The following is a 22,262-nucleotide window of genomic DNA, read 5'->3' as shown; positions in this document are numbered from 1 at the left end:
ACATGTCGCGAACCCCCCTACCCTATAACCCCAAAGTTCTGGATTTGTTTAGAAACCCCAAAAACCTAGGAAAAATGGAGGACGCCACCGTTACTGCCGTAGCGGGTAACCCCTCATGTGGAGATATGGTGACGTTTTACCTAAAAATTACCGAGAAAGACGTGATTGAGAAGGCTTCTTTTGAGAGCTACGGCTGCGCTGCGAACATCGCCACCTCAAGCATCGTCACTGAACTCGTCAAAGGCTTAAGCTTGCAAGCTGCTTGGACAGACATTACCTGGAAAAAAGTCACCGAGGAAGTTGGCGGCTTGCCCAGCATCAAATTCCACTGCGGCGTTCTAGCCGTTGGTGCCCTAAAACGTGCCATACGCACGTACTACGAAAAGAAAGGCGAAAAACCCAACTGGCTACCCGAAGAGCACTCGTTTGAGGAAAAGCAAGCCCTAGAAGAGGAAGAACTAGCCAAAACCCTCTCCAAACGCCTCAAGACGGAGGAAGAAAAATAATCCTTGACGTCCCCAAAATACGCGACGATTTCCCTATCTTAAACCGCACCGCCAACAACCACAGACTCATCTATTTTGATAACGCCGCCACAACCCAAAAACCCCAAGCCGTCATAGATGCCATCGCCGATTTCTACGCAAACCACAACGGCAACGTTCACCGCGCCGTCCACACGCTCTCCATAGAAGCAACCGACCTGCACGAGGGCGCTCGCGAAGCTACCGCCAAATTCATAAACGCCAAACAACCCGCCGAAATCATATTCACCCGCGGAACCACCGAAGCCATAAACCTAGCCGCGTATTCTTGGGGGCTACCCAACCTCAAAGAAGGCGATGAAGTCCTACTTTCTTTGCTAGAGCATCACAGCAACATCGTTCCTTGGGAGCTCATCTCCAAACTCAAAGGTTTCACCATCAAGTACGCGCAGGTTCACAGCGACGGCACCTTGGACTACGAGGATTTTGAATCCAAGTTTTCAAGTAAAACCAAGCTTGCCTGCCTAAGCCAAGTCTCCAACGTCACAGGCATAATCAACGACGTCAAACGCGTAGCCAAAGTTGCCCACGACCACAGAGCTTTGATGCTGGTCGATGCGGCGCAGTCGGTTCCGCATTTGCCTGTGGACGTGCAGGATTTAGACGCGGATTTCTTGGCTTTTTCGGGGCACAAAATGCTGGGACCAACAGGCATAGGCGTGCTCTACGGCAAAAAACACTTGCTTGATGAGATGGCTCCGTTTCAAGGCGGAGGCGAAATGATAAACGATGTCTCCTACAGTCCCCAAACACGGCAGTGCAGCATTAGCTGGAACGAAACACCATGGAAGTTTGAAGCAGGCACCCCAAACATCGCAGGCACCGTTGGTTTGGGCGCGGCGATTAAGTATTTGCAGCAGTGGGGCATGAAAGAGATTTTTGAGCACGAAAAAACGTTAACCAAGTATGCTATGGAACGCATGCTCTCGTGTTGCAGTAAACTTCGGTTGCATGGAACCACAGATACCTCGCTTAAATGCGGCATTATGCCTTTTAGCGTAGAGGGTCTTGGCAGCCACGATGTCGCGTTGTTTTTGGATACTTTTGGGGTTATGATTCGTAGCGGATACCACTGTGCCCAGCCCCTGCACCAGATTTTCCAGCTAAAATCCTCCGCCCGCGCTAGCTTCTACTTGTATAATACTAAAGAAGAAATAGACCGCTTCGTAGAGGTTTTGCAGGAGTTGGAGAAACTACAATGAGCACCATCGAAGACTACGTAGCCCGCGTAGAAGGAACCTGCGGCGCCGAACGCGACGTGATTGTCGTTTTCAAGTATGATAAAAAAGAAGAAGCCCTAGCGCGTATACGCAAAAAAGCCACGCTAAAAAACAGTCTCGCAGGCATCATCTGCGAACTCACATTCCAAAACTACAGCTTCAGGCTATACTCAAGCGGAAAAGCAATCTTTCGAGGCATCAAAAACCGCGAACAACTAAACAAACTCCTCTCCGACCTGCTACTATAGCCAAACTTTTTACGTTTTTATTTTGGTCTTCGTTCGGCTTATCCAGTTAAAAAGCGGAATGAACGCGCCCTTGAGGCTCTCTGGCAGGGCATCTTTGGGTTTTTTGTGAAGCCCCAGCTTAGCGGTTATGTGTCCTTTTCGGGTTAGGGGCACGTAGTATCTTGTGAGGTTGCATTTGGCAAAGCCGTTGTTTTCTTTGAACGTGTCCAGTGAAGGATGGTTGCCCATTCTACCGTACATAAGCCATTTCTCGCCTGTTGTGGCGCAGACTTCTACTGCTTTGGCAATTAAGGCGTTGTTGACGGCTTTGTCCCAGAATTTTTGCAAAGAAAGAATCTGCGCCATGACCATTATTTGGTCGCCGTGAACAAGCTGCACAAACCCAACTAGCTGCTCTTCAAAAAATGCGCCAATAAACGTGCTGTTTTGCGTTTTGATGACTTGGTTTTCCACTGCCTCTAAGGATATGCCGTAATGCGAAAAAGCCCTGCCCTGCCGTATGGGGGTTTCATTGTAGATTTGCCAGATGCCTTGTGCTAGCTCTTTTGTGGGCTGCACGGTCTGGGTTGTTACGCCGTTTTTGTTGGCTTTGCGAATCATGTTTCGGGTTTTTTTGCCCACATTAGACAGCCATTTTTCGTAGGGGGGCACTTGTAGGAGCGCGATGTTGTCTTTTGTTTTTAGCCAGTTGCTGGGCGGGTTGGTTATGGGGCAGCACCATGTTCTTTCGATGAATGTGAAAATGTCGGCGTCTCTGTCTGTGAGTTTTCCCAAAAACTTCTCCGAGGGCGCATAATCCTTTAGGTATTCTTTCTCTTCTTGATACTGAGCAACCTTTGCAAACACGCGGCGGTGCACTGCCAAACCATCCAATTCGCCATCCACATCAAGAAGTATCTTTAATGTTTCGTAGTATGGTCCTCGCGGGTTGAAGGTTCCGCTTTGGAAGAGCCATTCAGGGTGAATATGTATGACTGTGTTTTTGGCGATTTTTTCTTTTGCGATTTTAACTGCCAAGTCCGTAGGGTCACGGTGACACAGCCAATCCAAAGGCAGGGTGGGGAAGTCGTAAAATGATTTTAGTGGGAAATTTTTGGGGATGGGGGCTTTTGCTTCCCAGATTTTGCGTCTCCACATTATTCGTGCAATTTTGCGGGCGGTTCCGTGGACGGTGTAGTATTTGACTTGGCGTCCTGTTGCTTTTTCTAGGGTTTTCCATTCGCCGTAGGGGTCGGTTGCTACGTGTAGAGCGATTTCGTGTTTTTTGGGGTCTAGTAGTTTGAAGGTTTTGTTGTCGGGTATGGTTTGGGGAGTGAAGAACCAGTATGCTTTGACGTCTTGTTTTGATTCGTTGACCATTTTGGCGATGATTTTAGAGTTTTTCAGGTAGTTTTTGTCAACTTGGGTGTTTAGGGCTGTGAATAGGAAGCTTTGAATCCGTGACGGATACGGGTAGTCCACGTCTAACCTGATTTTTATCATGATTGCATCGTGCTATTCTGTTATTGAAAGCTCCTTAGATTATAAGTTCTCCCCTGCTAAACAAAACCTTTTCTAAAGGGCAGGTTTAGATGGGAAGTGGAAAAGTTTTTACCCCTAAGAGCTACAGTAAACTCATAACTTGAAGGCTGCGCAGACCCGATGAACAAAAAAGTTGACTTGGTGATGTGGACTAAAAACGGGGCACAAACCTTGCCTGCCGTCTTAAAGCAGATTAACAAGGTCATACCCGCAAAAAACGTTCAAAATCGCATAATAGCTGACGACCACAGCACCGATGAGACACGGGAAATCGCGGAGTCTTTAGGCTGGACTGTCGTGTACAACCAAGGCACAGGCATAAGCGACGGCGCAAACACCACCCTCAAACACGTCACCAGCGAATACTTTGTAAGTTTTGAACAGGACCTGCTTTTAACTCCTAACTGGTGGAAAACAATTCCGCCCCTGCTCGAAAAACGTGGGGTCGGCGCGGCGTCAGGTATGCGTTTTGCCAACAAACCCCATGGTGTTAAGAAGCTTCAGCAGTACGTGGCAAAAAAGTACCGTGGCGAAGCGTATTTGGCTTCTTGGCTGCGGACACGACAGATGGCAGCGTTCACGTTAGGCAAAACCTTGGATAACACCATCTACAAAACCGCGGCTATACGCGAAATTGGGGGCTTTCCCAAGATTAAAGTTAACGCGGGCGTAGACACCACATTGGCTTATCGGCTCGAACAGGCTGGTTATCACTGGATTGTAGACTACAACGTCCAATCCGTTCACATACGCCAAGGACTAAACCAAGAACTAAAACATCAATACTGGTATGCAACGCAGCTAAACGAGATATGGGGCAGAATCGAAATAGAAACCAACAAGCCCCCACCAATCACCCGCAACAGCATCCTCTCACGCTTCTTCACCGCCCCCCTAACAGGCATCTTCGTAGCCTTCAAAACCAAAGACGCCACCATCGCAGCCATCCACCCGCTAATTCGCTTCTACTACCTAAAAGGCTACCTAGAAACAGGAAAATTCAACTAACCAACCACGCCTTTGCGGGCTTTAAGTCGGGCGCAGGCAACGCTCAATATATTTGGTCCAAACTGGAACAGGCGACTCCAACTTTGACAGCGCCTCTTTGGTGTCCATCTTGTACTGCTTGGGGTTTTGCAGGATTTTCTTGGCTTCTTTTAGGATTTTGTTTGTGTTTTTCTGGATTTGGATGGGGAAGCCTTTTTTGTGAAGGTAGCGCGCTTGCACATCCCAGAAGTGGAAGTTTATGGTGGGTATGCCTGCGAGGGCGGTTTCTCTGCATGCGGTTCCGCCGCTGCCAACCATCAAGTCAATGTAGGGCAAAAGCTGCGCGGTTAACACGGGCTTAGGCGGCGTCCAAACATTCTCCAAATCCTTGAGGCGTTCTTTTTCTTTCTCATACCGCGGCAAATAAACCACCGTCGCCACCTTACTCAACTCTTCTAAAAGCCGCTGCGTATCGACCTTGACTTCGCTACAGTAGCTAGCTTGGTACTCAGCGTCCCTAAACAACACCGTAGGTCGCATATCCGCCAGTTCCTTAACAAACTCTGGCGCTTCAAAGCCGCTGCCTTGCATCCACGAAACCTCCTCCAACCCATCATAATGCACAATCCTGCTCTTGGATATGCCATATTTGCTCCATGACTTACCAAAACTCACAGGCGCAACTAGCCAATCCACCAACGGAGCCGCCAAACGCGCTACGTGATAAGCAAACACCGTATCATTTGCGTACACAATAGGAATTTTTAGTCCAAATGCGGTTCGAATGGCTGCCACATCGCCGTGTGCCCATAAAACTTTGGGTTTGCCTACTTTCTTGAAGAGCTCTAAAAACTCTAATGTTCGGTTAGCATCTGCCGCTAACTTTTCCTCCACCGTTGCCCCATAATCCCCAACAGCATAATACGGCACCTCCAACGCATCCAGCAAATCTGTGGTCTGCGTCTGTTTCTTAGCTGAAACCAACGTACTATACCCCTTCGCGTGCAAACTTGGCAGCAAACTATGAATAACTATGCTAATTTTGGGCGTAACCGTATCCAACCAAACATCAGGCATAACAATCTCGTTTAGAAAACACGCCCCCGTTATTATAAATTTCACTAACTCTGCTTTCTAACAGCCCCCCTATAGGTTTACGCAGAACCCGTTTTGGATTGCTTTCGCGCTTTAGCGCCTAAAAAACGGTTAGGTTGCGTCCTAAAACGTCCCAAAAAGTCTTCTTGTGTCGCAGAAAGTCCTAAGTTTATATCCCTATTTTTTACCTGTTCGCTGAATCGAGAACTCGTTCAAAAGTGGTTTTGTTTACCCGTTTACGTGTTTCTTTTTGGTTTGTTGTTTGTTGAGTTTTTTTGTTTGGGTATGGTTTTATATTGTGGGAGTGTGAGACGTATGAGCGATTGTTATGTCGGATATTGGTGTGACTGCGCGGAAGGGTGAGGATTTTTCTGAGTGGTATACGCAGGTTGTTTTGCGTTCTGGGTTGGCGGATTATGCGCCTGTGAAGGGTTGTATGATTATTCGTGAAGACGCGTATGCTATGTGGGAGAAAATTCAGGATGTTATTAACCGTAAGATTAAGGCGACTGGTCACAAGAACGTTTATTTTCCTATGTTTATTCCTGAGGGTTTTTTGAAGCAGGAATCGGAGCATTTTGAGGGGTTTACTCCTGAGGTTGCGTGGATAACTCAAGGCGGCAGCACTCCCTTGGAGGAAAAGTTGGCGGTTCGCCCCACTTCTGAGACTATAATGTATGATGCGTTTTCTAAGTGGATTCGCAGTTGGCGTGATTTGCCCTTGAAACTTAATCAGTGGTGCAACATCGTAAGGTGGGAAACCAAAGCTACCAAACTGTTTTTGCGCACCCGCGAGTTCCTCTGGCAAGAAGGACACACCGCCCACGCCACCGCCGAGCAAGCCCAAGAACAGGTGCTTTACGCGCTCGAAGAATACCGTGACCTCATGGAAAACTACCTCGCCATACCCGTCATCGTGGGCACCAAAACTGAGAGCGAAAAATTTGCAGGCGCAGACTACACCACCGCCCTAGAAGCCATGATGCCTGACGGGAAAGCCCTGCAAATGGGCACCTCACATAATCTGGGACAAAACTTTGGCAAAGTCTTCAACATCACCTACATCGGCGAAGACGAAAAAGACCATTACGTTTGGCAGACCAGCTGGGGCATAACCACCCGACTCATCGGCGCCTTAGTTATGGTCCACGGAGACGACAAAGGTTTGGTGTTGCCGCCTAGAATCGCGCCCATCCAAGTTGTCATTGTTCCTATTCCGTATAAGGGTGCTGACCCCAACGATATAGCCGCTAAAGCCAAAGAAACCGCGGTCAAACTTCAAGAGCGGGGGCTGTCGGTGGTTTTTGATAACCGCGAAGAATACACGCCTGGATGGAAATTTAACCAGTGGGAACTCAAGGGCGTTCCTGTGCGTGTTGAGATTGGTCCGCGTGATCTTAAGCAGGGGCAGGTTACTTTGGTTCGCCGTGACGTCAAACAAAAAACCGCCGTAGCCGACGCTGATGTGGTGGAGCAGGTGCAGGCTTTGCTTGAGGAAATTCAGCGCAGCCTCTACGTTAAAGCCCGAGAAAACCTAGAAGCAAAAACCACCCACATCAAAAGCTACGAAGAATTCAAAAAAGTCCTAAGCCAAAAAGGCGGCTTTCTGAAAGCTGCATGGTGCGGCAACCCCGAATGCGAAGCAAAAATCAAAGAAGAAACCAGCGCCACCATACGTGTAGAACCCTTCCAAAAAGAACAACCCACCACCAACTGCATCTACTGCAACCAAAAAGCCAAAGACCTCGTCTACTTCGCCAAATCCTACTAACAACGTCTCCTGTTTGTTTCGTTGCTGCCTAAAGTGGGGTTAACCCAAGGCTTTTTAGGGTTTGAGGTGTTGGCACGCCGTTTTTGTCCCAGCCCCGCAGTTCATAGTATGCCTGTAGCATCTGCTCGTATTTTGCGCGGTCAAGTCTGGCTCCTTTTAACTCGCCATCTGTTAAGGGTTCGTCAAACCATCGGGCGGGGGGCATGTCCATTTGGCTGCTCCATTTGCCTTGGTGCTCACGTACCCAAAACGCACGCATCAAATTGAACACACGCTGCGAAACCCTCAGCAGCACATCCCAGTCAAACTGTTTGCCCGTTGCAGCGTTCAAGTAACGCAGGTAATAGTCGCGGTCTAACCCCATGTTTATGACTGGAAACCTACACACGCCCAGGCACTCATAGATTCCGCGACCGTCTTGGAATTCGATGACTTTGGCGACTTTTTCTTGGCTGTAGCCTTCTCGGTCGTTGGCGATTTCCCAGCCTGCTACCCAAGCGTCTTTGTGGTGGGCGCCGATGGGGCTGGTTCCATATGCTAAAGCCATGGCGGGGGTTGCGTGGCAGTCGTACGCGCTCACTTCTAAGCCTTTGACATGTATTGCCCAGCCTGCAGAGTCACCGCCAATTCTACTCGCAACATTGCGTACGCCTTCTGCGAGCAAATTGCCCAAGCCGCGCCTGTAAGCGATGTCTTGGATTAACTGTTTTGCCTGCTCAAAATCACCCCACTCAAGTCTTTCAGGAATCAAGCCTTTCTGAGACGCTTCAATAGCAAAACCCATAACGTTCCCCAAAGAAATCGAATCCAACCCCACCTCGTCGGCAAGGCGATTTAAAACCGCAACTTGCGCCATGTCGTCTAACCCGATGTTGCTGCTAAGCATCGCCACGTTCTCATAATCCAGCTCCGATTCACATCCCTCGCCGTCTGTGACCACGTTTCCGCAGGTCATGTTACAGTTTGGGCAGCCCCGATTCGCAGTTTTAATGGCTTCTGCGGCAAATCCGTTAACCGTTTCGGCTTGGGCAAAGACGCCTTCGCTGTAGTTTCGGGTTGGGAGGACGCTGGTTTGGTTGCTCCAGTCTACGTTGCCTAGGGTTCCTTGGCGTTTCCAGAACTCGTATTTGGGTTTGGTTAGGATGTCTTTGAATCCTGCGGTGGCATCCGCTTTTAGCTCCTGTGGATGCGCTGCCTGCAACTCTTGGGTGCCTTCGAACACGACGGCTTTGAGTTTCTTGGAGCCCATAACTGCGCCCATGCCCGGTCTGCCTCCTGCACGTCCCTCCTGAGACATAACACACGCGAACTTGACCTTGTTCTCGCCGCCCTGCCCAATCGAAACAACACCCGCAAAACGCCCATACCGCTTCTTTAGTTTGGCTTCAGCTTCAAACGAACTCAAACCCCAATAATCCGCAGCATCCACAAACTCCACCAAATCATCCTTAACATGCAAAACCACAGGCTCTGTGGATTCCCCCTCCACAATTAGGGCGTCGTAGCCTGCTTTGCGCATGTACACTGCCGCGTAGGTGCCGATGTTTCCGTCGCCGTATCCGCCTGTGAGGGGGCTTTTGGATGCGACCACTAGTTTGCCACTGTTAGGCAGGGCAAATCCTGTTAGGGGTCCTGCGGCGAAGATGAGTTTGTTTTGGGGTGAGAGGGGCTCTGTTCCTGCTGGTAGTGTGTCCCACAGGTGTTTGATGGCAAAGCCTCTGCCGCCTATGAACTCCTCTGCGACTTTTGTGCTGTAGGCTTTTTTGGTCCAGCTTTTTTTGGTGAGGTCAACTTGTAATGCGTAACCGTTCCAGCCAATCATGTTATTCACCAGTGACAAAACCCTTATGATACTGCCTTTTGGGAGTAGATAAAAGTTTATGAGCGTTTTCTGGAAAACTTAAATCGGATTTTCGGGTTTGTCCTTCACGGTTTTTCTATGTTGCTGCCTGCTGAAGGGTCCTGTTTTTGTTGGATGTGAAAAACCGTATATTCGTGTAGCCTCTATGTTTGTTGTTTGCTGGTGGGTGTTCGTTTGTCCGAACGTAAGTGTTCGGTGAATAGAGCTAAGAGGGCATTTGGGTAGAGGGGTTTAGGTGGTGATAGAATGAGAACAAGTGTGAAATTGATTCTTGTAGCTTGTTTAGCTTTAAGCGTAGGCTTTGCGTATGCTTCGCCTATGCTAATTACTCCGCCAAACGTTCATCCCCTCCCCCGCGTCCCCGAAGGACCCAAAGCAGAATTTAGCGTCAACATCGTCTACGCCAACTTTACCCCCTACGACTACCTGCACAACACCACAGAATACCCCAACGCAAACGCATATGGCGACTTAGGTGACCCTGTAAACGTAACGTACACCTCCAAAAACGTTGACTACAACGTTGTCCTCAATGTTACTAACCTCTCCGACAAACCCGCAACATTGTACGACATCGCCTTTACCGCTGCCAAAGAAATTTCGGTGCACCAGTCAATTCTGGGAGGCGAAATATACGGCACAGTAGAAATCCCTGACAACGGCTGGTTCCGCACCCGCCTTTTCGGCGGGATTGTTGACGGTGTTTATCTCGACGGCAACTGGGTAAACGTCACTTGGATTCCTGAAGGTCGCCACTGGTCCAATGGTTCATGGCAGCCGATGCCTTACCCCGATTGCTTGATGGCCCTCACGCAAACCTATTGGCGAACCAGTTGGGATGGCGAGGAATACGAAACTATTATGCAGGGTCCTTTGACTCCTGATGAGGCACGCGCCTTTAGCGCAGACCATACCCTTAACAGTACGGTTCCTTCTTTGCCTGAGAACGCAAGTGAGACTGGTGTTTGGTTTGAAGGCGTACCCCTTGCTGAATACTATGACCGACAGGGCAACCACTTGATAACGATGATGTACATTAACGGCTCATGGGTTGACGTGACAGGCAAAGTAACAGTTGAGACAATGCAGCCTTTTATGATAGCATCTGGTATGCTGCAGAACCTGGTGTACACCGTTGGGTTGCCGCCCAATGAACTCTACTACGCGGATTATTATAGTGAAACAGGAACCCGCGCGCCGCTATCTACGTTGCCTAAATGGGGCAACTGGGGTAATGGCAGATGCTATTCTTGGCTGCCTTTTGGCTGGGAAAGCAATCTTGGCGGATTCAGCAACGTCTGGGCGCCGCATGAATCAAAGCTAATCCAGTTCAACGGCACAGGTATGCACTTCTATACTCTGGGCGATGACCTTGCATGCTTAGATGACTTTGCAGGCTTAAACACCTTGATTCAAACAGGTAAACTCACCTTGTATGCTTCTGCTTCACATTACGTCGATGAATGGTTGGTTAACGGAACCTACTACAACACTGCCGCAACTGCCACCCAAACAATCGAGCTGCAATTCGAAAACACTGCAAACGGATACATATACAACGGCATATTAGCTGACGACCAGACCTTCCAGCCAAGCAATTCCCGTATAGAAGTAGTTGTTGCGCCGAGGACACAGCCGTGACTAACTTAGCCACTGAAGAACTTGAAGGCACCACACTTAACATCTACGCCTACGCCGTCAAAGAAGGCAAACCCGTAGGACCCCGCGAAGTCATGCGCGCCACTAACCTCACCAGCCCAAGCATCGCCCACTGGCACCTGCAAAAACTCGAATCCCTAGGCTTGCTCATGAAAAACCAGTACGGCGAATACGCAGTCAAAGAAAAAGTCGGAGTCAGCGGACACCTATGGATTGGCAGAACATTGGTGCCCAGGCTCATCTTCTACTCTTTCTTTTTTATGGGCATCTTGCTTGTGGAGCTAATAATCATTGCTTTACCCTTGATAACTCAGGGAATTGCCCCCGACATGTACCTCTACTACCTGATTTCGCCAACTGCCATGGCAACCGCCCTCTTCCTAGGCGAAGGCATGTGGCTGCGCAAAAAAACCCGAACCGAAACCAACCGACGAAAACACAACCAAACCAAATAACCCCTCTTCCCCCCTTTACCTTTTATTTTAGAATGGATGGGTGTTGTGCTGGTTTTTGTGTGGTTAATTGCGTTTTGTTTTGTTTGGTGGCTGGTACTTTGAAATCTGTGGTGGCGGAGCTGTTTTGGGTGCGAATTTGTGTTTTTATGTGGATTTGTGGTTTGCTGTTTTCGTAAACTTTATTTTGGAAAGGGCACATTGGTGCCTTCTTATAGGGGCTATTAGAGCGTGCCAAGCGTTAAAGTCACACGACGAGTGCAGTCTATAGAGTATGCTATTCGAGATGTTATCCCCTACGCTGACGAGTTGGTGGCGCAGGGCAAAGACATCTACTACCTTAACGTCGGTGATCCTCCAGCTTTTGATTTAGACACGCCCCAGCATATCAAAGACGCCCTTCGCAACGCATTAGAGAAAGGCAACAACAGCTACTCCCCCTCCGAAGGCTTGCCTGAACTGCGCGAAGCCATCGCCCGCAAAGAAAAACGAGTAAACCAAATCAGCCTAAACGCGCAAGACATACTCGTAACCGAAGGCGTCTCAGAAGGCATACAAATGCTCCTAGCCGCCCTCATCGAAAAAGGCGACGAAATCCTCTTCCCCGCACCTACTTACCCCCCCTACGTATCCTACACCCGATTCTTCGACGGCACCCCCGTACCCTACAAAACCGTAGAGGAAAACGGCTGGCAACCCGACCTAGACGATCTGCGAAACAAAATCACCTCCAAAACCCGCGCGCTCGTAATAACCAACCCCAACAACCCCACGGGCGCTTTGTACAGCAGAAAACTTGTCAAAGAAATGGTAGACATAGCCGCTGAGCATGACCTGCTAATAATATCAGATGAAATCTACGACCAAATCACTTTCTCCGACGATTTTGCAAGCGCCGCCCACTTAGCCAAGGATTTGCCCGTGGTGGGGTTAAACGGTTTCTCCAAAACCTACCAGATGACAGGTTGGCGTTTGGGTTACATGTACTTCAAAGCCCCCAACGGCGAACTGGACGAGTTAAAAGACGCCGTGGAAAAAGAATGCCGCATCCGCTTATCTGCTAACACTCCCGTGCAAAAAGCTGGCGTGGCTGCCTTAGATGGTTCGCAAGACCACATAAAACAGGTAGTGCAAACCCTGCGCGAACGGCGCGACTACGCTTGGAAGCGCCTAAACGAAATCGACGGCGTAAGCTGCGCAAAACCCGAAGGAGCATTCTACATTTTCCCCAAAATCCACGGCGTAGGCTCAACTTGGAAAACTGACTTGGATTTTGTAGTGGATTTGCTAAAGCAAACTGGCGTGTTAATCGTTAACGGTTCAGGCTTTGACCCCGTCTACGGGGCAGGACACGCCCGAGCAGTATTTCTTCCACCTATAGAAACCCTAGAGCAAGCCCTCAACGCCATGGAAGACTTCATCAAAAGCAAACAATAAAAAGAAAAGAACGTGGGCTCCAAGCTGCGGCTTAGATGGGTACGCCTTGCTTGGGGTCTTGCACCCGCTTTTTGTACTCCGCCATCAGAGCTTTGGTGACAGGTCCTGGTTTGCCATCGCCAATTTGTCTCCAGTTCACTTCGCGTATGGGCACGATTTCTGCTGCGGTTCCCGTGAAGAAGGCTTCGTCTGCGTTGAGTAGCTGGAAGGGTGTTACGTTGGCTTCGGATACGGTGTAGCCCAGTTTTGCGGCGAGTTCTCTGGCTGCTTTGGCTGTTATTCCTGAAAGTGCGCCTGTGGAGCTTGGGGGCGTGGTGATTTTGCCGCCTTTGACTATAAAGATGTTTTCTCCTACACCTTCCGCGACGCAACCGTTCTTATCTAAGTAGATGGCTTCGTCAACGCCGCTCCTGTTGGCTTCAATTTTTGCCAAGACACTGTTTAGGTAGTTAAGCGACTTTATCTCGTGGGCGGTGGCGTCGATGGGGTCTCGGCGTACCCAAGTAATCATGGCGGTGATGCCCTCGGTTTTAGCTTTACCATCGTGCAGTACGATGTGGTCAGCTATGATGATAACTATAGGTTTTGGGCATTTACGCGGGTCAAGCCCTAAATCTCCAACGCCGCGGCTAACCACCAAACGAATGTACGCGTCTTTTAACTGGTTTTTTCTGCAGGACTCCACAACTGCTTTAATCATTTCTTCTTGACTAATCGGTATGTTTAGCATCATGGCACGCGCGGAATCGTAGAGTCTTTGGATGTGCTCTTTTAGTTTGAAAACTACGCCGTTATACGCGCGTATGCCCTCAAACACGCCATCGCCATACAAGAAACCGTGGTCATAAACGCTAACTTTCGCCTGTGACTTGGGGACGTACTTGCCGTCTATGTAGATAAGGAGTTCTTGCTCCATAGCTATTCCTCTAAAGGTAGTCCCCCATATTGCTGGATGATTTGATATAGCTTGCGTCAATGAACTATATGTTTCGTTTATCATCCATGGAATTGGGGACGTTTGCTAAGGCTACGCGGTAATGGCAACGGCTTAAACGGCATGCACCCAACTTTGCCCCGAATCTTCTCGGCTAATTCCTGCGCGGCTAGCATTTGGGATTGCCCCTTAACTTCGCGGTCTCTAACCGACAGCGTGCCTGACTCTAACTCTTTTTCGCCGATAACTACCGTGTAGGGTATCCATTCTTTTTCGGCGTCGCGGATTTTCTTTTGCAGCGTCATGGCGCGGTCATCAACATCCACGCGGATGCAGTCTGCTTGGATTTTGTCTGCGATTTCCTCGACTTTCTCAAGGTACTTGTCTGACACAGGAATTAGGCGTACTTGCGTGGGTGAGAGCCATAAGGGAAGCATGGGCGCTTTGCCGCTCATTTGCTTGCGGTAGGCTTTTTCTAAGAGCCCGTAGATGTTGCGTTCGATAGCTCCACAGGGCGAGCAGTGCAAAATAAGCGGGTGCTGTTTTTCGCCTTTCTCGTCCACATACGTTATCTCGTAGCGTTTCGAGTTCTCTACGTCAATTTGGTCGGTGGATAGGGCAGCGGCTTTGTCTTGGTTGTCGACAAAGTTTAGGTCCCATTTTAGCCTAAAGTAGAAGAAGCGTTCCGCCCAGACTTCGGCGAGCATGGGTTTGCCAAAGGTCTTTGCAAGAGTTGCGAGGAAGTCTTTGTTTTCTTCGTAAAAGTCCTTGGTGAAGCGCATGGCTATTTCGTAGTCGTCCTTGGTAAAGCCGATGTTGCTTAAAACATCTATTGACATGTTGAAGCGTTTGATGAATTCCGCTTTCGCCTGGTCTAAATCGGTGCAGAACGCGTGGCAGTCAGGCATGGTAAAGGCTCTGAGCCTGCGTAGCCCTGAGACTTCGCCGCTTTTCTCGCGTCTAAAACTGTAACGCGTCAACTCGTAAAGTTTCACGGGCATTTGCTTGTAGCTAAACTGGGCATCATGCGCCATAAGAAACTGCCCAAAACACGCCGCGAAACGCAAAAACAACTCTTTATCCTCAGACTTCAAGACGTACTGGCGCGCAGGAAAACGATTCAAATAACTCGACAACGTCGGATGATTAAAATCGTACATAATCGGAGTTTCAACTTCCATTGCTCCGTACTCTGCCATACGCGCCGTAACATACTGCTCAATAAGCGACTTCACCATACGCCCCTTAGGGTACCAGCGAATGTTGCCCGGGTCGCTGCCCATCTCGTAATCTGCAATTTCCAAGCGCTTCATTAGTTGTACGTGCGGGGGCATTTGCTGGCTAGCGCGCACCTTTTTGATTTCGTACTGCGTGAATTTTTGCAGGTTCTGGTGACCCTTGAATTTGAAATCCGCCACGGGAATTAGCTCGCCCTCAGGAGTTAGGACATGCCAAAACGACTCCAGCTTATCCTCTGCCTTCAAAGCAGCAGAAACACCCTGCTCCTCCTTCTCCGCGTCTTTTTGGGCGGCGTCTGATGTGGTGTAGGTGCGGGCTTGCTCGGCGAGGGGGTGGCCTTTGATGGATATGGTGAATTGTTTGTTCCAGCCAAAGGGGGCGCGGTAGGTTTCTATGCTCTTGTCTTTGGCGTGCTGTTCCATGGCTTGGATAACTTTGAGTGCGTCAAGCGGGCTGGATAAGTCGCTGCTTAGGTGCGCAAACGGGTAAATCAGGATGCGGTTGACTTTGAGTTTGGCAAGAAACGCACGGGTCTCGTCAATGGCTTTTTGCGCCAACGCCTCAGTATCGCCTTCTTCAACTGCCGTGAACAAAACGACGACTTCTTTTATGTGGCACTGCTCTTTGCTGGCTTCTTCAGCTTGGGCAATTTCCTTCTCCACAGGAGTGTATTCGATGTAGTTAGAATGTAGTTGCAATATCCGCATCTGGTTTCACGCAGCCTATGCGCCGTAACGCCACTTCTCAAGGGTCTTGTCTTTCTTGGTTTTCTTCTTGAATTCCTTATAATGCTCTTTACAAAGGTACGCACGTTTTTCGCCGCTAACGTTCAAACCCGCAGCCTTAGCTTTATCTATCGAAACTGAACGTTCCGCTTCTTTGCTGCAGCCTGAAACGCCGCATTTTTCACCTTTATCTACACGACCCACAGTCTACGCCTCACATAACTACCCCACTAAACGCATTCATTGCTTTATTTCTTTTTCATACAAAACCCCAGCGCGACGATAAACTTCCGCTTTTGACCCAAACCCTGTAGCACCAACCGACTCAACAACCAACGATGCCGCCGCACTCCCCACACAACCACACCACAACAACTCTTTCTTGCGCAAATGCTCACTTAGAAAAGCGCCCATGAAAACGTCCCCCGCGCCCGTCGGATCAACATACCCCCTGCACGGAAACGTTGGCAGATTGTACGCTGCACCCTGATTGGTGGATAAGATTGCGCCTTTTGCCCCAAACGTGACAATGACAGTTTCTACGCCAAAATCATGAACCGCTTTTATTGCCTGTTTTAGGTCAGATTTGCCTGTGGTGGCAAGAATCTCGTTGAGTGAGGACTTGTAAATATCCATCAACCCCAACAGTTCCCTGCTTACGGGTTGGTTGTTACTTACTTTGCCGTCTGCGTCAAAGTGCCGCAGCATTCCTTGGGGGTCAACACACAAAACCTTGCAGCAACCCCGCAACTGCTCCACAACCTCTGGCGTTACTTCGCGGGCAATGGGCGCAACATGAATGATTTCTGCTTTCAGGTCTGCTGGCAAGTCTTCGATGGTGAGTGGGGGAGCTTGGCTTTTAAGTGTCAAACTGCGCTGCGATAAATCCTTTGAGTACACCAACTCAAATTGCGTGGTCTTAGACTCTGGCGCGCGAGTTACGGCGCAAAGGTCAATGCCTGATAGTTTGAGCCTGTTTTCGTATTCTTGGAGAAAGTCGCTGCCGACCTTGGAAACCGCCCCAACCTTGCTGCCTAAAAGCCTAGCTGCAAACGAAGAATACGCCACCGAACCCCCCAAACCCACAAACACCTCCGCTAAACTAGGCAACACGATGGTATCTACTGAAAAATGTCCAACTACCACAATATCTGATGAAGGCGCCATCTAAGGTCACAAAAACGTATGAGACCGCGTATATAAACCGCTTAGCCACAAACAAAAATTAAGAAGAAAGCAGCAGGATAGCTTTTGCAAGGTCGCCTTCACACTCAAGCAGCGCATTTCTGGCTTGCTCCACAGTCTTGCCTGTTTGCCCCGCCACCAACTGCACATCCTCCTCAGAAACCTTCGGCGCCGCCGCTTCACCACTTTGAGTAGGCGCACGCTCAGAGATTTTGCCGCCTGCAACCTGGAAAATCTTTTGCCCCTGCATATTCACAATCGCCACCTCAGGCGCCTCAACAACGATTTCTTTGCTGGGGGTTCGGATTATGACCTCTTTAACATCGTCTACGCCTTCTAGATTCATACCCATACGTTGCATCATGCGCTTGGTATCTCGGGGGTTCATATGTCGTGGCATGTATGTTTACCTTCATTCAAGTATTCTGCATTAGAACCAAATATACTTAACTTTTATTGGGTGCCGTGTCTGACCTTGACGGCTACTCCTGTTTTGAACGCTTTCATTTCAGAGCTAGAAAGCATGGCGCGTCCAACGGCTAGCACTTGTCCTTGTTCATCTTGGACGATGACTTCGTCTTTGGCGTGTATGTCGGGGTCGGCTTGGGTGACGTGGGCTGCGAAGGTGTCTCCTCCTTTGGCTATGAATGGCGCTACGTCTTGCTGCACCGTGATGAGGCACGGGGGTGGTGTTTTGTTTTGGGTTAGGGTTTTTGCGGCTTGTATGCTTAGCGAGAGCATGCCGTCTGTGGGGCGTAGGGTGGCTATGCGGGTTCCTTGGTGGTTGATGTAGCGGATTTTGCCTGTGGCTTTGGAGTACTCCACGTCTATGTCGTCTGGGAACAACGTTTTGCCTGTGCCTGCTCCAAACTGGTAATCCGCAATACTGCGAAGTTTTGTGAGGGGGTTTTCCAAAGCGTTTTTCTCCTTAAATGTGCCTGATTTTTTTCGACAACTATAAACATACGTTGATGCAATAAAAACAATCTAGGTGAGTATATTGCGTTGCGAAGTTTGTGGTCGCAAAATTCGCGAGAGTCCGATGCGCGTTGTTATTGAGGGCGCGAAGTTAACTGTTTGTGGTAGCTGTGCAAAGCATGGGCAGGCAACTTGGGAGCCTGCTGCGCCAAAACCTGCTCCTGTTCCCCAAATGCAGCCTTCTTTGGGTTCGCCGTTTAAGGGACCTATCCCAATTAAGAAGCGGGTGGTTAAAGCAAAGGTGGACACTACCAAGGAGGTTATTTCGGATTACGCTGAGGTTATCAAGCATGCACGCGAGAAAGCGGGGTTAAGTGTGGAGGATTTAGGCATGAGAATTAGTGAGAAAGCTTCGGTTTTGCGTAAAATCGAGCTTGGAAAAATTGCGCCAACCAACCAGTTAATCGCACGCCTTGAGCATGAGTTGAAGGTTTCGTTGTTGGTTTCTGTGGCGGAGGAGAAGGATGTTGCTCAGAGTGTTTCTAAAGCTTCAAACCGCGAATTGACGCTTGGCGACCTTATCGAGTTCAAAAAGAAAGACAAGGGAGAGTAAACCTTAGAACGAACGTTATCATAGTGCAGCGCCGTTTAAACCGCGAAAGCTCAAGCCTTGACGAGTTAAAAGGCTTAGCCGTATCCGCAGGCTACACCGTAACCGCCCAAATGGAGCAGCTACGCCGCGCCGACCCACGCTACCAAATCGGCAAAGGCAAAGTCGAAGAACTCGCCGCCTTAGTTAAAGAAGCCAAAGCCGAAAAAGTAATCTTTGACAACTCCCTGCGTCCCATCCAAGCCTACAACCTAGCAAAAGCAACCAAAGTCGAAATCATCGACCGCTTCCAACTCATCCTCGAAATCTTCAACAACCGCGCAACCACCACCGAAGCCAAACTCCAAATACAGCTTGCCACCCTCAAACACGAACTCAAACACGCCAAAGAAAAAGTCAACCTCTTCAAAGCAGGCGAACAACCAGGCTTCATGGGCATAGGCGTCTACGAAGCCGACATCTACCAAGAAGCCATCAAACGCCAAATCTACACCATACGAAAAAAACTGCGCGCGGTGCGGGAAAAACGCGTGTTGCATCGTGAACGGCGAACAGAACTGGGTTTTTACAGCATCTCCCTAGCAGGCTATACTAACGCGGGCAAAAGCAGCCTGTTTAACGCCATTGTGCAAGAGGACACGAAAGTAGACAACGCACTCTTCACCACGCTCTCCACCACTACCCGCCTTATCGAAGTTTCCAAACGCAAAATCCTGCTAACCGACACTGTCGGCTTCATCGACCGCCTCCCACTCTCGCTCATCGAAGCGTTCAACTCCACCTTGGAAGAAACCATATACTCCGACCTTATCCTGCTCGTTTTGGACTTAAACGAGCCCTTAGAGAAGATTGAAAACAAACGCCGCGTCTGCCTGCAAACCATTGACCGCATCGGCGCCTCCCAAGTCCCCATAATAACTGTCTTCAACAAAATCGACTGCCTTAGCCCCGAAGAAGTCACCCAAAAAGTTACGCAACTCCAAGGGGACACTATAAACCATCTTTTGATTTCCGCAAAAAACCAGACCAACTTGGATTTGCTGCGAAAAGTGGTTTTGCGCAAGCTGGAAGGTTACGTCGCCGCATCGTTTTGTGTGCCTGTAAATAGTGAAGTTATGTCTTTGGTTTCGCGTGTGCACAAACAAGCAGAAGTTAAAAGCATCAACTACAGCAACGACTCTGTGGAAGTAACTTTTGAAGCTGAACCTGAATTTGTGGAAAAAATCAAAAGCCGCATCAAAGACCTAAATGGCAAATTCCAAATCCACACCACCCCAAACCAAAAGGAGCAATAACTGTGGCGGCGGGTCGTGTTGTTGTTTTGCGTTGGGGGCATCGTCCACAGCGTGATGTGCGCCTTACCACGCATGTCGCATTGACTTCGCGTGCGTTGGGTGCTTCAGGTTTCATTTTGTGTGATGTTGCTGACGAAAAAATCAAGCAGACCCTTGACAAAGTGACTCAGAGTTGGGGCGGCGACTTCTTTTTTGAAATGAAAACGCCATGGAAAAAAGCAGTCAGCAACTGGAAAACAAGCGGCGGCGTGGTTGTTCACTTAACCGCGTATGGCGAAAACATCCAAACCAGCAACGTTCTGCAGCGCATACGTGATTTGGGAAAAGACGTTTTGGTTTTAGTTGGCAGCCAGAAGGTTCCTGGCGAGTTTTACTATGATGAAGTTTCGGATTTTAACGTGGCGGTTGGGAATCAGCCTCATTCAGAATGTGCGGCTCTTGCCATTTTTTTGGACCGTTTCTTTGAGGGCGCGGCGTTGGGGCGGACTTTTGAGGACGCCAAGCTCAAGATTGTTCCTCAGCAAAGAGGCAAGAAGCTACTTTGAATTGACGGTTTTGGCGGTTTAGTGAAGAAGAGTTTTATGGAAGAGCCTGCCTTATTATATAGCGCGTTTACAAAGGAATTGTGCCATGTTATCGACTATTGACGATGCGACTTTGATGAAGGTGGCGGCTTCTTTGGGTGAGGAGGAGGCTGTGCAGTTAATTGAGTACCTTAAAGCCAAGGATGAGATTACCGATGATGAGATAGCAAACAGCACTGGAATTCGGTTAAATTCTGTGCGTAAAATTCTCTACAAACTCTACGACCACTCCCTTGTCAGTTTACGGCGCACCCGCGACCCCAAAACAGGCTGGTTCATTTTTCACTGGAAACTCCAACCCGACCAGCTTGAAGGCTTCATTTTAAGCCAAAAACGCCGTGTCCTTGAAAAACTCACTGTGCGCTTAGAATACGAGTCCACTCACGATTTTTACTACTGCGACACTCCCGAATGCAAACGCGTTCCCTTCGAGGACGCTGTGGAGCTAGTTTTCCACTGTAACGTCTGCGGCAAACCCTTGTCTCATTTTGAAAACCAACAAATGGTTGAGTCGTTAGGCGCAAAAGTTGAGCAGTTAAGGAAGGAGTTAGGTGAGTGACAAGCTTCCTAGTAGGGAGCAAGCAATAGCGCTTCTTCGCAGCAACAACTGCCCAAACGAAGTTATCGAGCACTGCATAGCAGTAGCTGACCTTGCTAAAGAAACCGCCCAAACCCTCCAACAAAAAGGCTACACCGTAAACGTTGACGTAGTCGAAATCGGCGCTTTGCTCCATGACCTTGGCAGAGCCAAAACCCATACGGTAAACCACGCTATAGTCGGAGCCGAAATCGCCATGGCACAGAACTTGCCTGAATGCGTAATTGATATAATTAAGCGGCATGTGGGCGGGGGAATAACTGCGGTGGAAGCAAGCAAGCTGGGTTGGCCCCGAGACGGGTATGTGCCTTTGTCTTTGGAGGAGAAAATTGTTTCTTACGCCGACAAACTTGTAGAACCTTATGGGCGCGTATCCGTAGAGTTAACGCTTGAGCGGCTTAGAAAAGAAAACCTAAACGCCGCCGCTGACCGTGTCAAAAAAGTACACGACGAAATAACCCATCTCCTCGAGGAAAACTCATGACCGACATAGCGCTTCTAACAAGAATTTACAACACTCACCAACTCAAACAACTCAGCCAAGTCTTCTCTGGCATGTTTGACGAACTAGACGTAACAGTAACCATAAAGGGCACCGTAAATAGCAAATGGGTCCTGCTCTCGCTTGAAGGCGAAGATGAACAAATCGCCCAAAACCTGCTTGACCGCGAAGCAGGAACCTGCCCCGGCAAAGTAGAAAACCTCAAGAAATTCTCCATCCAAAAAGGCTACGTCACCCCAATAAAAGACAAAGCCGACCTCTTTGTGGACATCGGAGTTTTCGAACCCAAAACAGTTCTCGCCAAAATCAGCCTAAAGCACCTGCAAAAACACCTCACAAACGGCGAAGAATTGCCCCTGCAAAAAATCGCTGCACAATGGGGCATAACCGAAAACCTCCCCCTGCAACTCAAAATCCTCAACGCAGACCCCCAAGAAAACACAGTAGAAGCCGAACTCGCCCCCAAACAAATCATCCAATACCACAACTGGCGTGACTCTCTGCTTGACCGCCTAATCATTTTGGGCGCTTCCAAAACCCAAATAGACATTGCCGTAGAGCAAGAATACCTAAACCGCGACATCATCAACACAGAATCTTTAGGGCTCTTCGAACACGCCTTAGTCTGCAAACTAGGAACCGACGCCGCAGGCATAATTGGCAGAATCGGCAAACGCCTACGAAAAGCCAAATTCGCCGTCTATAACCCCAAAAAACTCCAGCTAACCCCACAATAACACAAAAGAGATTTAGACCATCCACAACATATACGCCTTAACGAGGAACTAAAAATGGAAAAGAAATGCTCTGTATGCGGGAAAGTTTTCATGACCTTTGATAAGAAGAAAAAATACTGTAGCGACGCCTGCGCCAAAA

At 49.1% G+C, this 22,262-nt stretch carries 23 protein-coding genes; 14 read left to right on the top strand and 9 right to left on the bottom strand.

The annotated features are described in order from the left end of the window. The first annotated feature begins 2 nt into the window (after nt 1-2). Genes NWF04_07960 through NWF04_07950 form a run of 3 tightly spaced genes read left to right on the top strand, consistent with a single transcriptional unit; the run spans nt 3 to nt 2,013 of the window. Nucleotides 3-506, top strand: coding sequence for an iron-sulfur cluster assembly scaffold protein (locus tag NWF04_07960; protein ID MCW4006507.1), 504 nt, complete (start codon nt 3-5; stop codon nt 504-506). Beyond that, nucleotides 506-1,747 carry a cysteine desulfurase gene (locus NWF04_07955; protein ID MCW4006506.1) on the top strand — a complete coding sequence of 414 codons (1,242 nt, stop codon included), beginning with the start codon at nt 506-508 and terminating at the stop codon, nt 1,745-1,747. Before NWF04_07960 ends, NWF04_07955 begins: the two co-directional genes overlap by 1 nt. Beyond that, nucleotides 1,744-2,013 carry a hypothetical protein gene (locus NWF04_07950; GenBank protein MCW4006505.1) on the top strand — a complete coding sequence of 90 codons (270 nt, stop codon included), beginning with the start codon at nt 1,744-1,746 and terminating at the stop codon, nt 2,011-2,013. The genes NWF04_07955 and NWF04_07950 overlap by 4 nt, the downstream gene beginning before the upstream one ends. A 9-nt stretch (nt 2,014-2,022) precedes the next feature. On the opposite strand, the gene NWF04_07945 is transcribed toward NWF04_07950, so the two are convergent. Beyond that, nucleotides 2,023-3,495 carry a hypothetical protein gene (locus NWF04_07945; protein MCW4006504.1) on the bottom strand — a complete coding sequence of 491 codons (1,473 nt, stop codon included), beginning with the start codon at nt 3,493-3,495 and terminating at the stop codon, nt 2,023-2,025. A 159-nt stretch (nt 3,496-3,654) separates the two neighbouring features. Between NWF04_07945 and NWF04_07940 the strand changes: the two genes are divergently transcribed. Beyond that, entirely contained in the window at nt 3,655-4,542 is an 888-nt protein-coding gene (locus tag NWF04_07940) for a glycosyltransferase (protein ID MCW4006503.1), read from the top strand. 21 nt (nt 4,543-4,563) lie between these two features. Here NWF04_07940 and NWF04_07935 read toward each other — a convergent pair whose 3' ends face one another. Then, a complete protein-coding gene (locus tag NWF04_07935; protein ID MCW4006502.1) occupies nt 4,564-5,598 on the bottom strand; it encodes a DUF354 domain-containing protein in 1,035 nt (344 codons plus the stop codon). A 346-nt stretch (nt 5,599-5,944) separates the two neighbouring features. Here NWF04_07935 and proS point away from each other — a divergent pair, with 346 nt between their 5' ends. Then, nucleotides 5,945-7,387, top strand: coding sequence for a proline--tRNA ligase (proS, locus tag NWF04_07930; protein ID MCW4006501.1), 1,443 nt, complete (start codon nt 5,945-5,947; stop codon nt 7,385-7,387). 28 nt (nt 7,388-7,415) lie between these two features. Here the strand turns inward: proS and NWF04_07925 are convergent, their stop codons facing one another. After that, nucleotides 7,416-9,209, bottom strand: a complete 1,794-nt coding sequence (locus tag NWF04_07925; GenBank protein ID MCW4006500.1) for an aldehyde ferredoxin oxidoreductase family protein — start codon at nt 9,207-9,209, stop codon at nt 7,416-7,418. A gap of 285 nt (nt 9,210-9,494) precedes the next feature. Here NWF04_07925 and NWF04_07920 point away from each other — a divergent pair, with 285 nt between their 5' ends. The 3 genes from NWF04_07920 (at nt 9,495) to NWF04_07910 (ending at nt 12,796) form a co-directional block, all read left to right on the top strand. Beyond that, nucleotides 9,495-10,889: a hypothetical protein gene (locus NWF04_07920; GenBank protein ID MCW4006499.1), complete on the top strand. Its 1,395-nt coding sequence runs from the start codon at nt 9,495-9,497 to the stop codon at nt 10,887-10,889. Next, nucleotides 10,886-11,362, top strand: coding sequence for a hypothetical protein (locus tag NWF04_07915; GenBank protein ID MCW4006498.1), 477 nt, complete (start codon nt 10,886-10,888; stop codon nt 11,360-11,362). Before NWF04_07920 ends, NWF04_07915 begins: the two co-directional genes overlap by 4 nt. A 228-nt stretch (nt 11,363-11,590) precedes the next feature. Beyond that, the gene (locus NWF04_07910; protein ID MCW4006497.1) at nt 11,591-12,796 is read left to right on the top strand and encodes an aminotransferase class I/II-fold pyridoxal phosphate-dependent enzyme; all 1,206 of its coding nucleotides are present in this window, start codon (nt 11,591-11,593) and stop codon (nt 12,794-12,796) included. A 31-nt stretch (nt 12,797-12,827) separates the two neighbouring features. Here NWF04_07910 and ilvE read toward each other — a convergent pair whose 3' ends face one another. From ilvE to NWF04_07880, 6 genes are all read right to left on the bottom strand, one after another. Beyond that, nucleotides 12,828-13,712, bottom strand: a complete 885-nt coding sequence (gene ilvE, locus NWF04_07905) for a branched-chain-amino-acid transaminase (GenBank protein ID MCW4006496.1) — start codon at nt 13,710-13,712, stop codon at nt 12,828-12,830. Between the two features lie 80 nt (nt 13,713-13,792). Continuing rightward, nucleotides 13,793-15,676, bottom strand: coding sequence for a threonine--tRNA ligase (locus NWF04_07900; GenBank protein ID MCW4006495.1), 1,884 nt, complete (start codon nt 15,674-15,676; stop codon nt 13,793-13,795). 15 nt (nt 15,677-15,691) lie between these two features. Continuing rightward, nucleotides 15,692-15,898: a hypothetical protein gene (locus NWF04_07895; GenBank protein ID MCW4006494.1), complete on the bottom strand. Its 207-nt coding sequence runs from the start codon at nt 15,896-15,898 to the stop codon at nt 15,692-15,694. Nucleotides 15,899-15,934: 36 nt separating this feature from the next. Beyond that, entirely contained in the window at nt 15,935-16,861 is a 927-nt protein-coding gene (locus tag NWF04_07890) for a PfkB family carbohydrate kinase (protein ID MCW4006493.1), read from the bottom strand. Nucleotides 16,862-16,919: 58 nt separating this feature from the next. Continuing rightward, a complete protein-coding gene (locus tag NWF04_07885; GenBank protein ID MCW4006492.1) occupies nt 16,920-17,279 on the bottom strand; it encodes a nascent polypeptide-associated complex protein in 360 nt (119 codons plus the stop codon). Between the two features lie 53 nt (nt 17,280-17,332). Further along, nucleotides 17,333-17,794: a pseudouridine synthase gene (locus NWF04_07880; protein MCW4006491.1), complete on the bottom strand. Its 462-nt coding sequence runs from the start codon at nt 17,792-17,794 to the stop codon at nt 17,333-17,335. 85 nt (nt 17,795-17,879) lie between these two features. Between NWF04_07880 and NWF04_07875 the strand changes: the two genes are divergently transcribed. From NWF04_07875 to NWF04_07850, 6 genes are all read left to right on the top strand, one after another. Further along, nucleotides 17,880-18,410 carry a multiprotein bridging factor aMBF1 gene (locus NWF04_07875; GenBank protein ID MCW4006490.1) on the top strand — a complete coding sequence of 177 codons (531 nt, stop codon included), beginning with the start codon at nt 17,880-17,882 and terminating at the stop codon, nt 18,408-18,410. A 23-nt stretch (nt 18,411-18,433) separates the two neighbouring features. After that, nucleotides 18,434-19,702 carry a GTPase HflX gene (hflX, locus tag NWF04_07870; GenBank protein MCW4006489.1) on the top strand — a complete coding sequence of 423 codons (1,269 nt, stop codon included), beginning with the start codon at nt 18,434-18,436 and terminating at the stop codon, nt 19,700-19,702. A 2-nt stretch (nt 19,703-19,704) separates the two neighbouring features. Then, complete coding sequence (locus NWF04_07865; GenBank protein MCW4006488.1) at nt 19,705-20,247, top strand: tRNA (cytidine(56)-2'-O)-methyltransferase; 543 nt, start codon at nt 19,705-19,707, stop codon at nt 20,245-20,247. Nucleotides 20,248-20,332: 85 nt separating this feature from the next. After that, entirely contained in the window at nt 20,333-20,845 is a 513-nt protein-coding gene (locus NWF04_07860) for a transcription factor (GenBank protein MCW4006487.1), read from the top strand. Continuing rightward, a complete protein-coding gene (locus NWF04_07855; GenBank protein MCW4006486.1) occupies nt 20,838-21,368 on the top strand; it encodes an HDIG domain-containing protein in 531 nt (176 codons plus the stop codon). The genes NWF04_07860 and NWF04_07855 overlap by 8 nt, the downstream gene beginning before the upstream one ends. Next, on the top strand, nt 21,365-22,123 hold the full coding sequence (locus NWF04_07850) for a DUF2110 family protein (GenBank protein MCW4006485.1): 759 nt from the start codon (nt 21,365-21,367) through the stop codon (nt 22,121-22,123). The genes NWF04_07855 and NWF04_07850 overlap by 4 nt, the downstream gene beginning before the upstream one ends. The last annotated feature ends 139 nt before the right edge of the window (nt 22,124-22,262 follow it).

The sequence above is a fragment of the Candidatus Bathyarchaeota archaeon genome (genome assembly GCA_026014465.1).
GTDB lineage: Archaea > Thermoproteota > Bathyarchaeia > Bathyarchaeales > Bathycorpusculaceae > JADGNF01.
The sequence above is the reverse complement of the archived record's forward strand: the minus strand, read 5'-3'. Positions and strand labels throughout refer to the sequence as shown.

What these genes read in the sequence shown, in the direction of transcription:
- NWF04_07960 (MCW4006507.1), top strand. Translation starts at nt 3, where the DNA reads ATGTCGCGAACCCCCCTACCCTATAACCCCAAAGTTCTGGATTTGTTT.
- proS (MCW4006501.1), top strand. Translation starts at nt 5,945, where the DNA reads ATGTCGGATATTGGTGTGACTGCGCGGAAGGGTGAGGATTTTTCTGAG.
- NWF04_07885 (MCW4006492.1), bottom strand. Translation starts at nt 17,279, where the DNA reads ATGCCACGACATATGAACCCCCGAGATACCAAGCGCATGATGCAACGT.
- NWF04_07850 (MCW4006485.1), top strand. Translation starts at nt 21,365, where the DNA reads ATGACCGACATAGCGCTTCTAACAAGAATTTACAACACTCACCAACTC.
- NWF04_07935 (MCW4006502.1), bottom strand. Translation starts at nt 5,598, where the DNA reads ATGCCTGATGTTTGGTTGGATACGGTTACGCCCAAAATTAGCATAGTT.
- NWF04_07945 (MCW4006504.1), bottom strand. Translation starts at nt 3,495, where the DNA reads ATGATAAAAATCAGGTTAGACGTGGACTACCCGTATCCGTCACGGATT.
- NWF04_07860 (MCW4006487.1), top strand. Translation starts at nt 20,333, where the DNA reads ATGTTATCGACTATTGACGATGCGACTTTGATGAAGGTGGCGGCTTCT.
- NWF04_07890 (MCW4006493.1), bottom strand. Translation starts at nt 16,861, where the DNA reads ATGGCGCCTTCATCAGATATTGTGGTAGTTGGACATTTTTCAGTAGAT.
- NWF04_07925 (MCW4006500.1), bottom strand. Translation starts at nt 9,209, where the DNA reads ATGATTGGCTGGAACGGTTACGCATTACAAGTTGACCTCACCAAAAAA.
- NWF04_07920 (MCW4006499.1), top strand. Translation starts at nt 9,495, where the DNA reads ATGAGAACAAGTGTGAAATTGATTCTTGTAGCTTGTTTAGCTTTAAGC.
- NWF04_07950 (MCW4006505.1), top strand. Translation starts at nt 1,744, where the DNA reads ATGAGCACCATCGAAGACTACGTAGCCCGCGTAGAAGGAACCTGCGGC.
- ilvE (MCW4006496.1), bottom strand. Translation starts at nt 13,712, where the DNA reads ATGGAGCAAGAACTCCTTATCTACATAGACGGCAAGTACGTCCCCAAG.
- NWF04_07940 (MCW4006503.1), top strand. Translation starts at nt 3,655, where the DNA reads ATGAACAAAAAAGTTGACTTGGTGATGTGGACTAAAAACGGGGCACAA.
- NWF04_07900 (MCW4006495.1), bottom strand. Translation starts at nt 15,676, where the DNA reads ATGCGGATATTGCAACTACATTCTAACTACATCGAATACACTCCTGTG.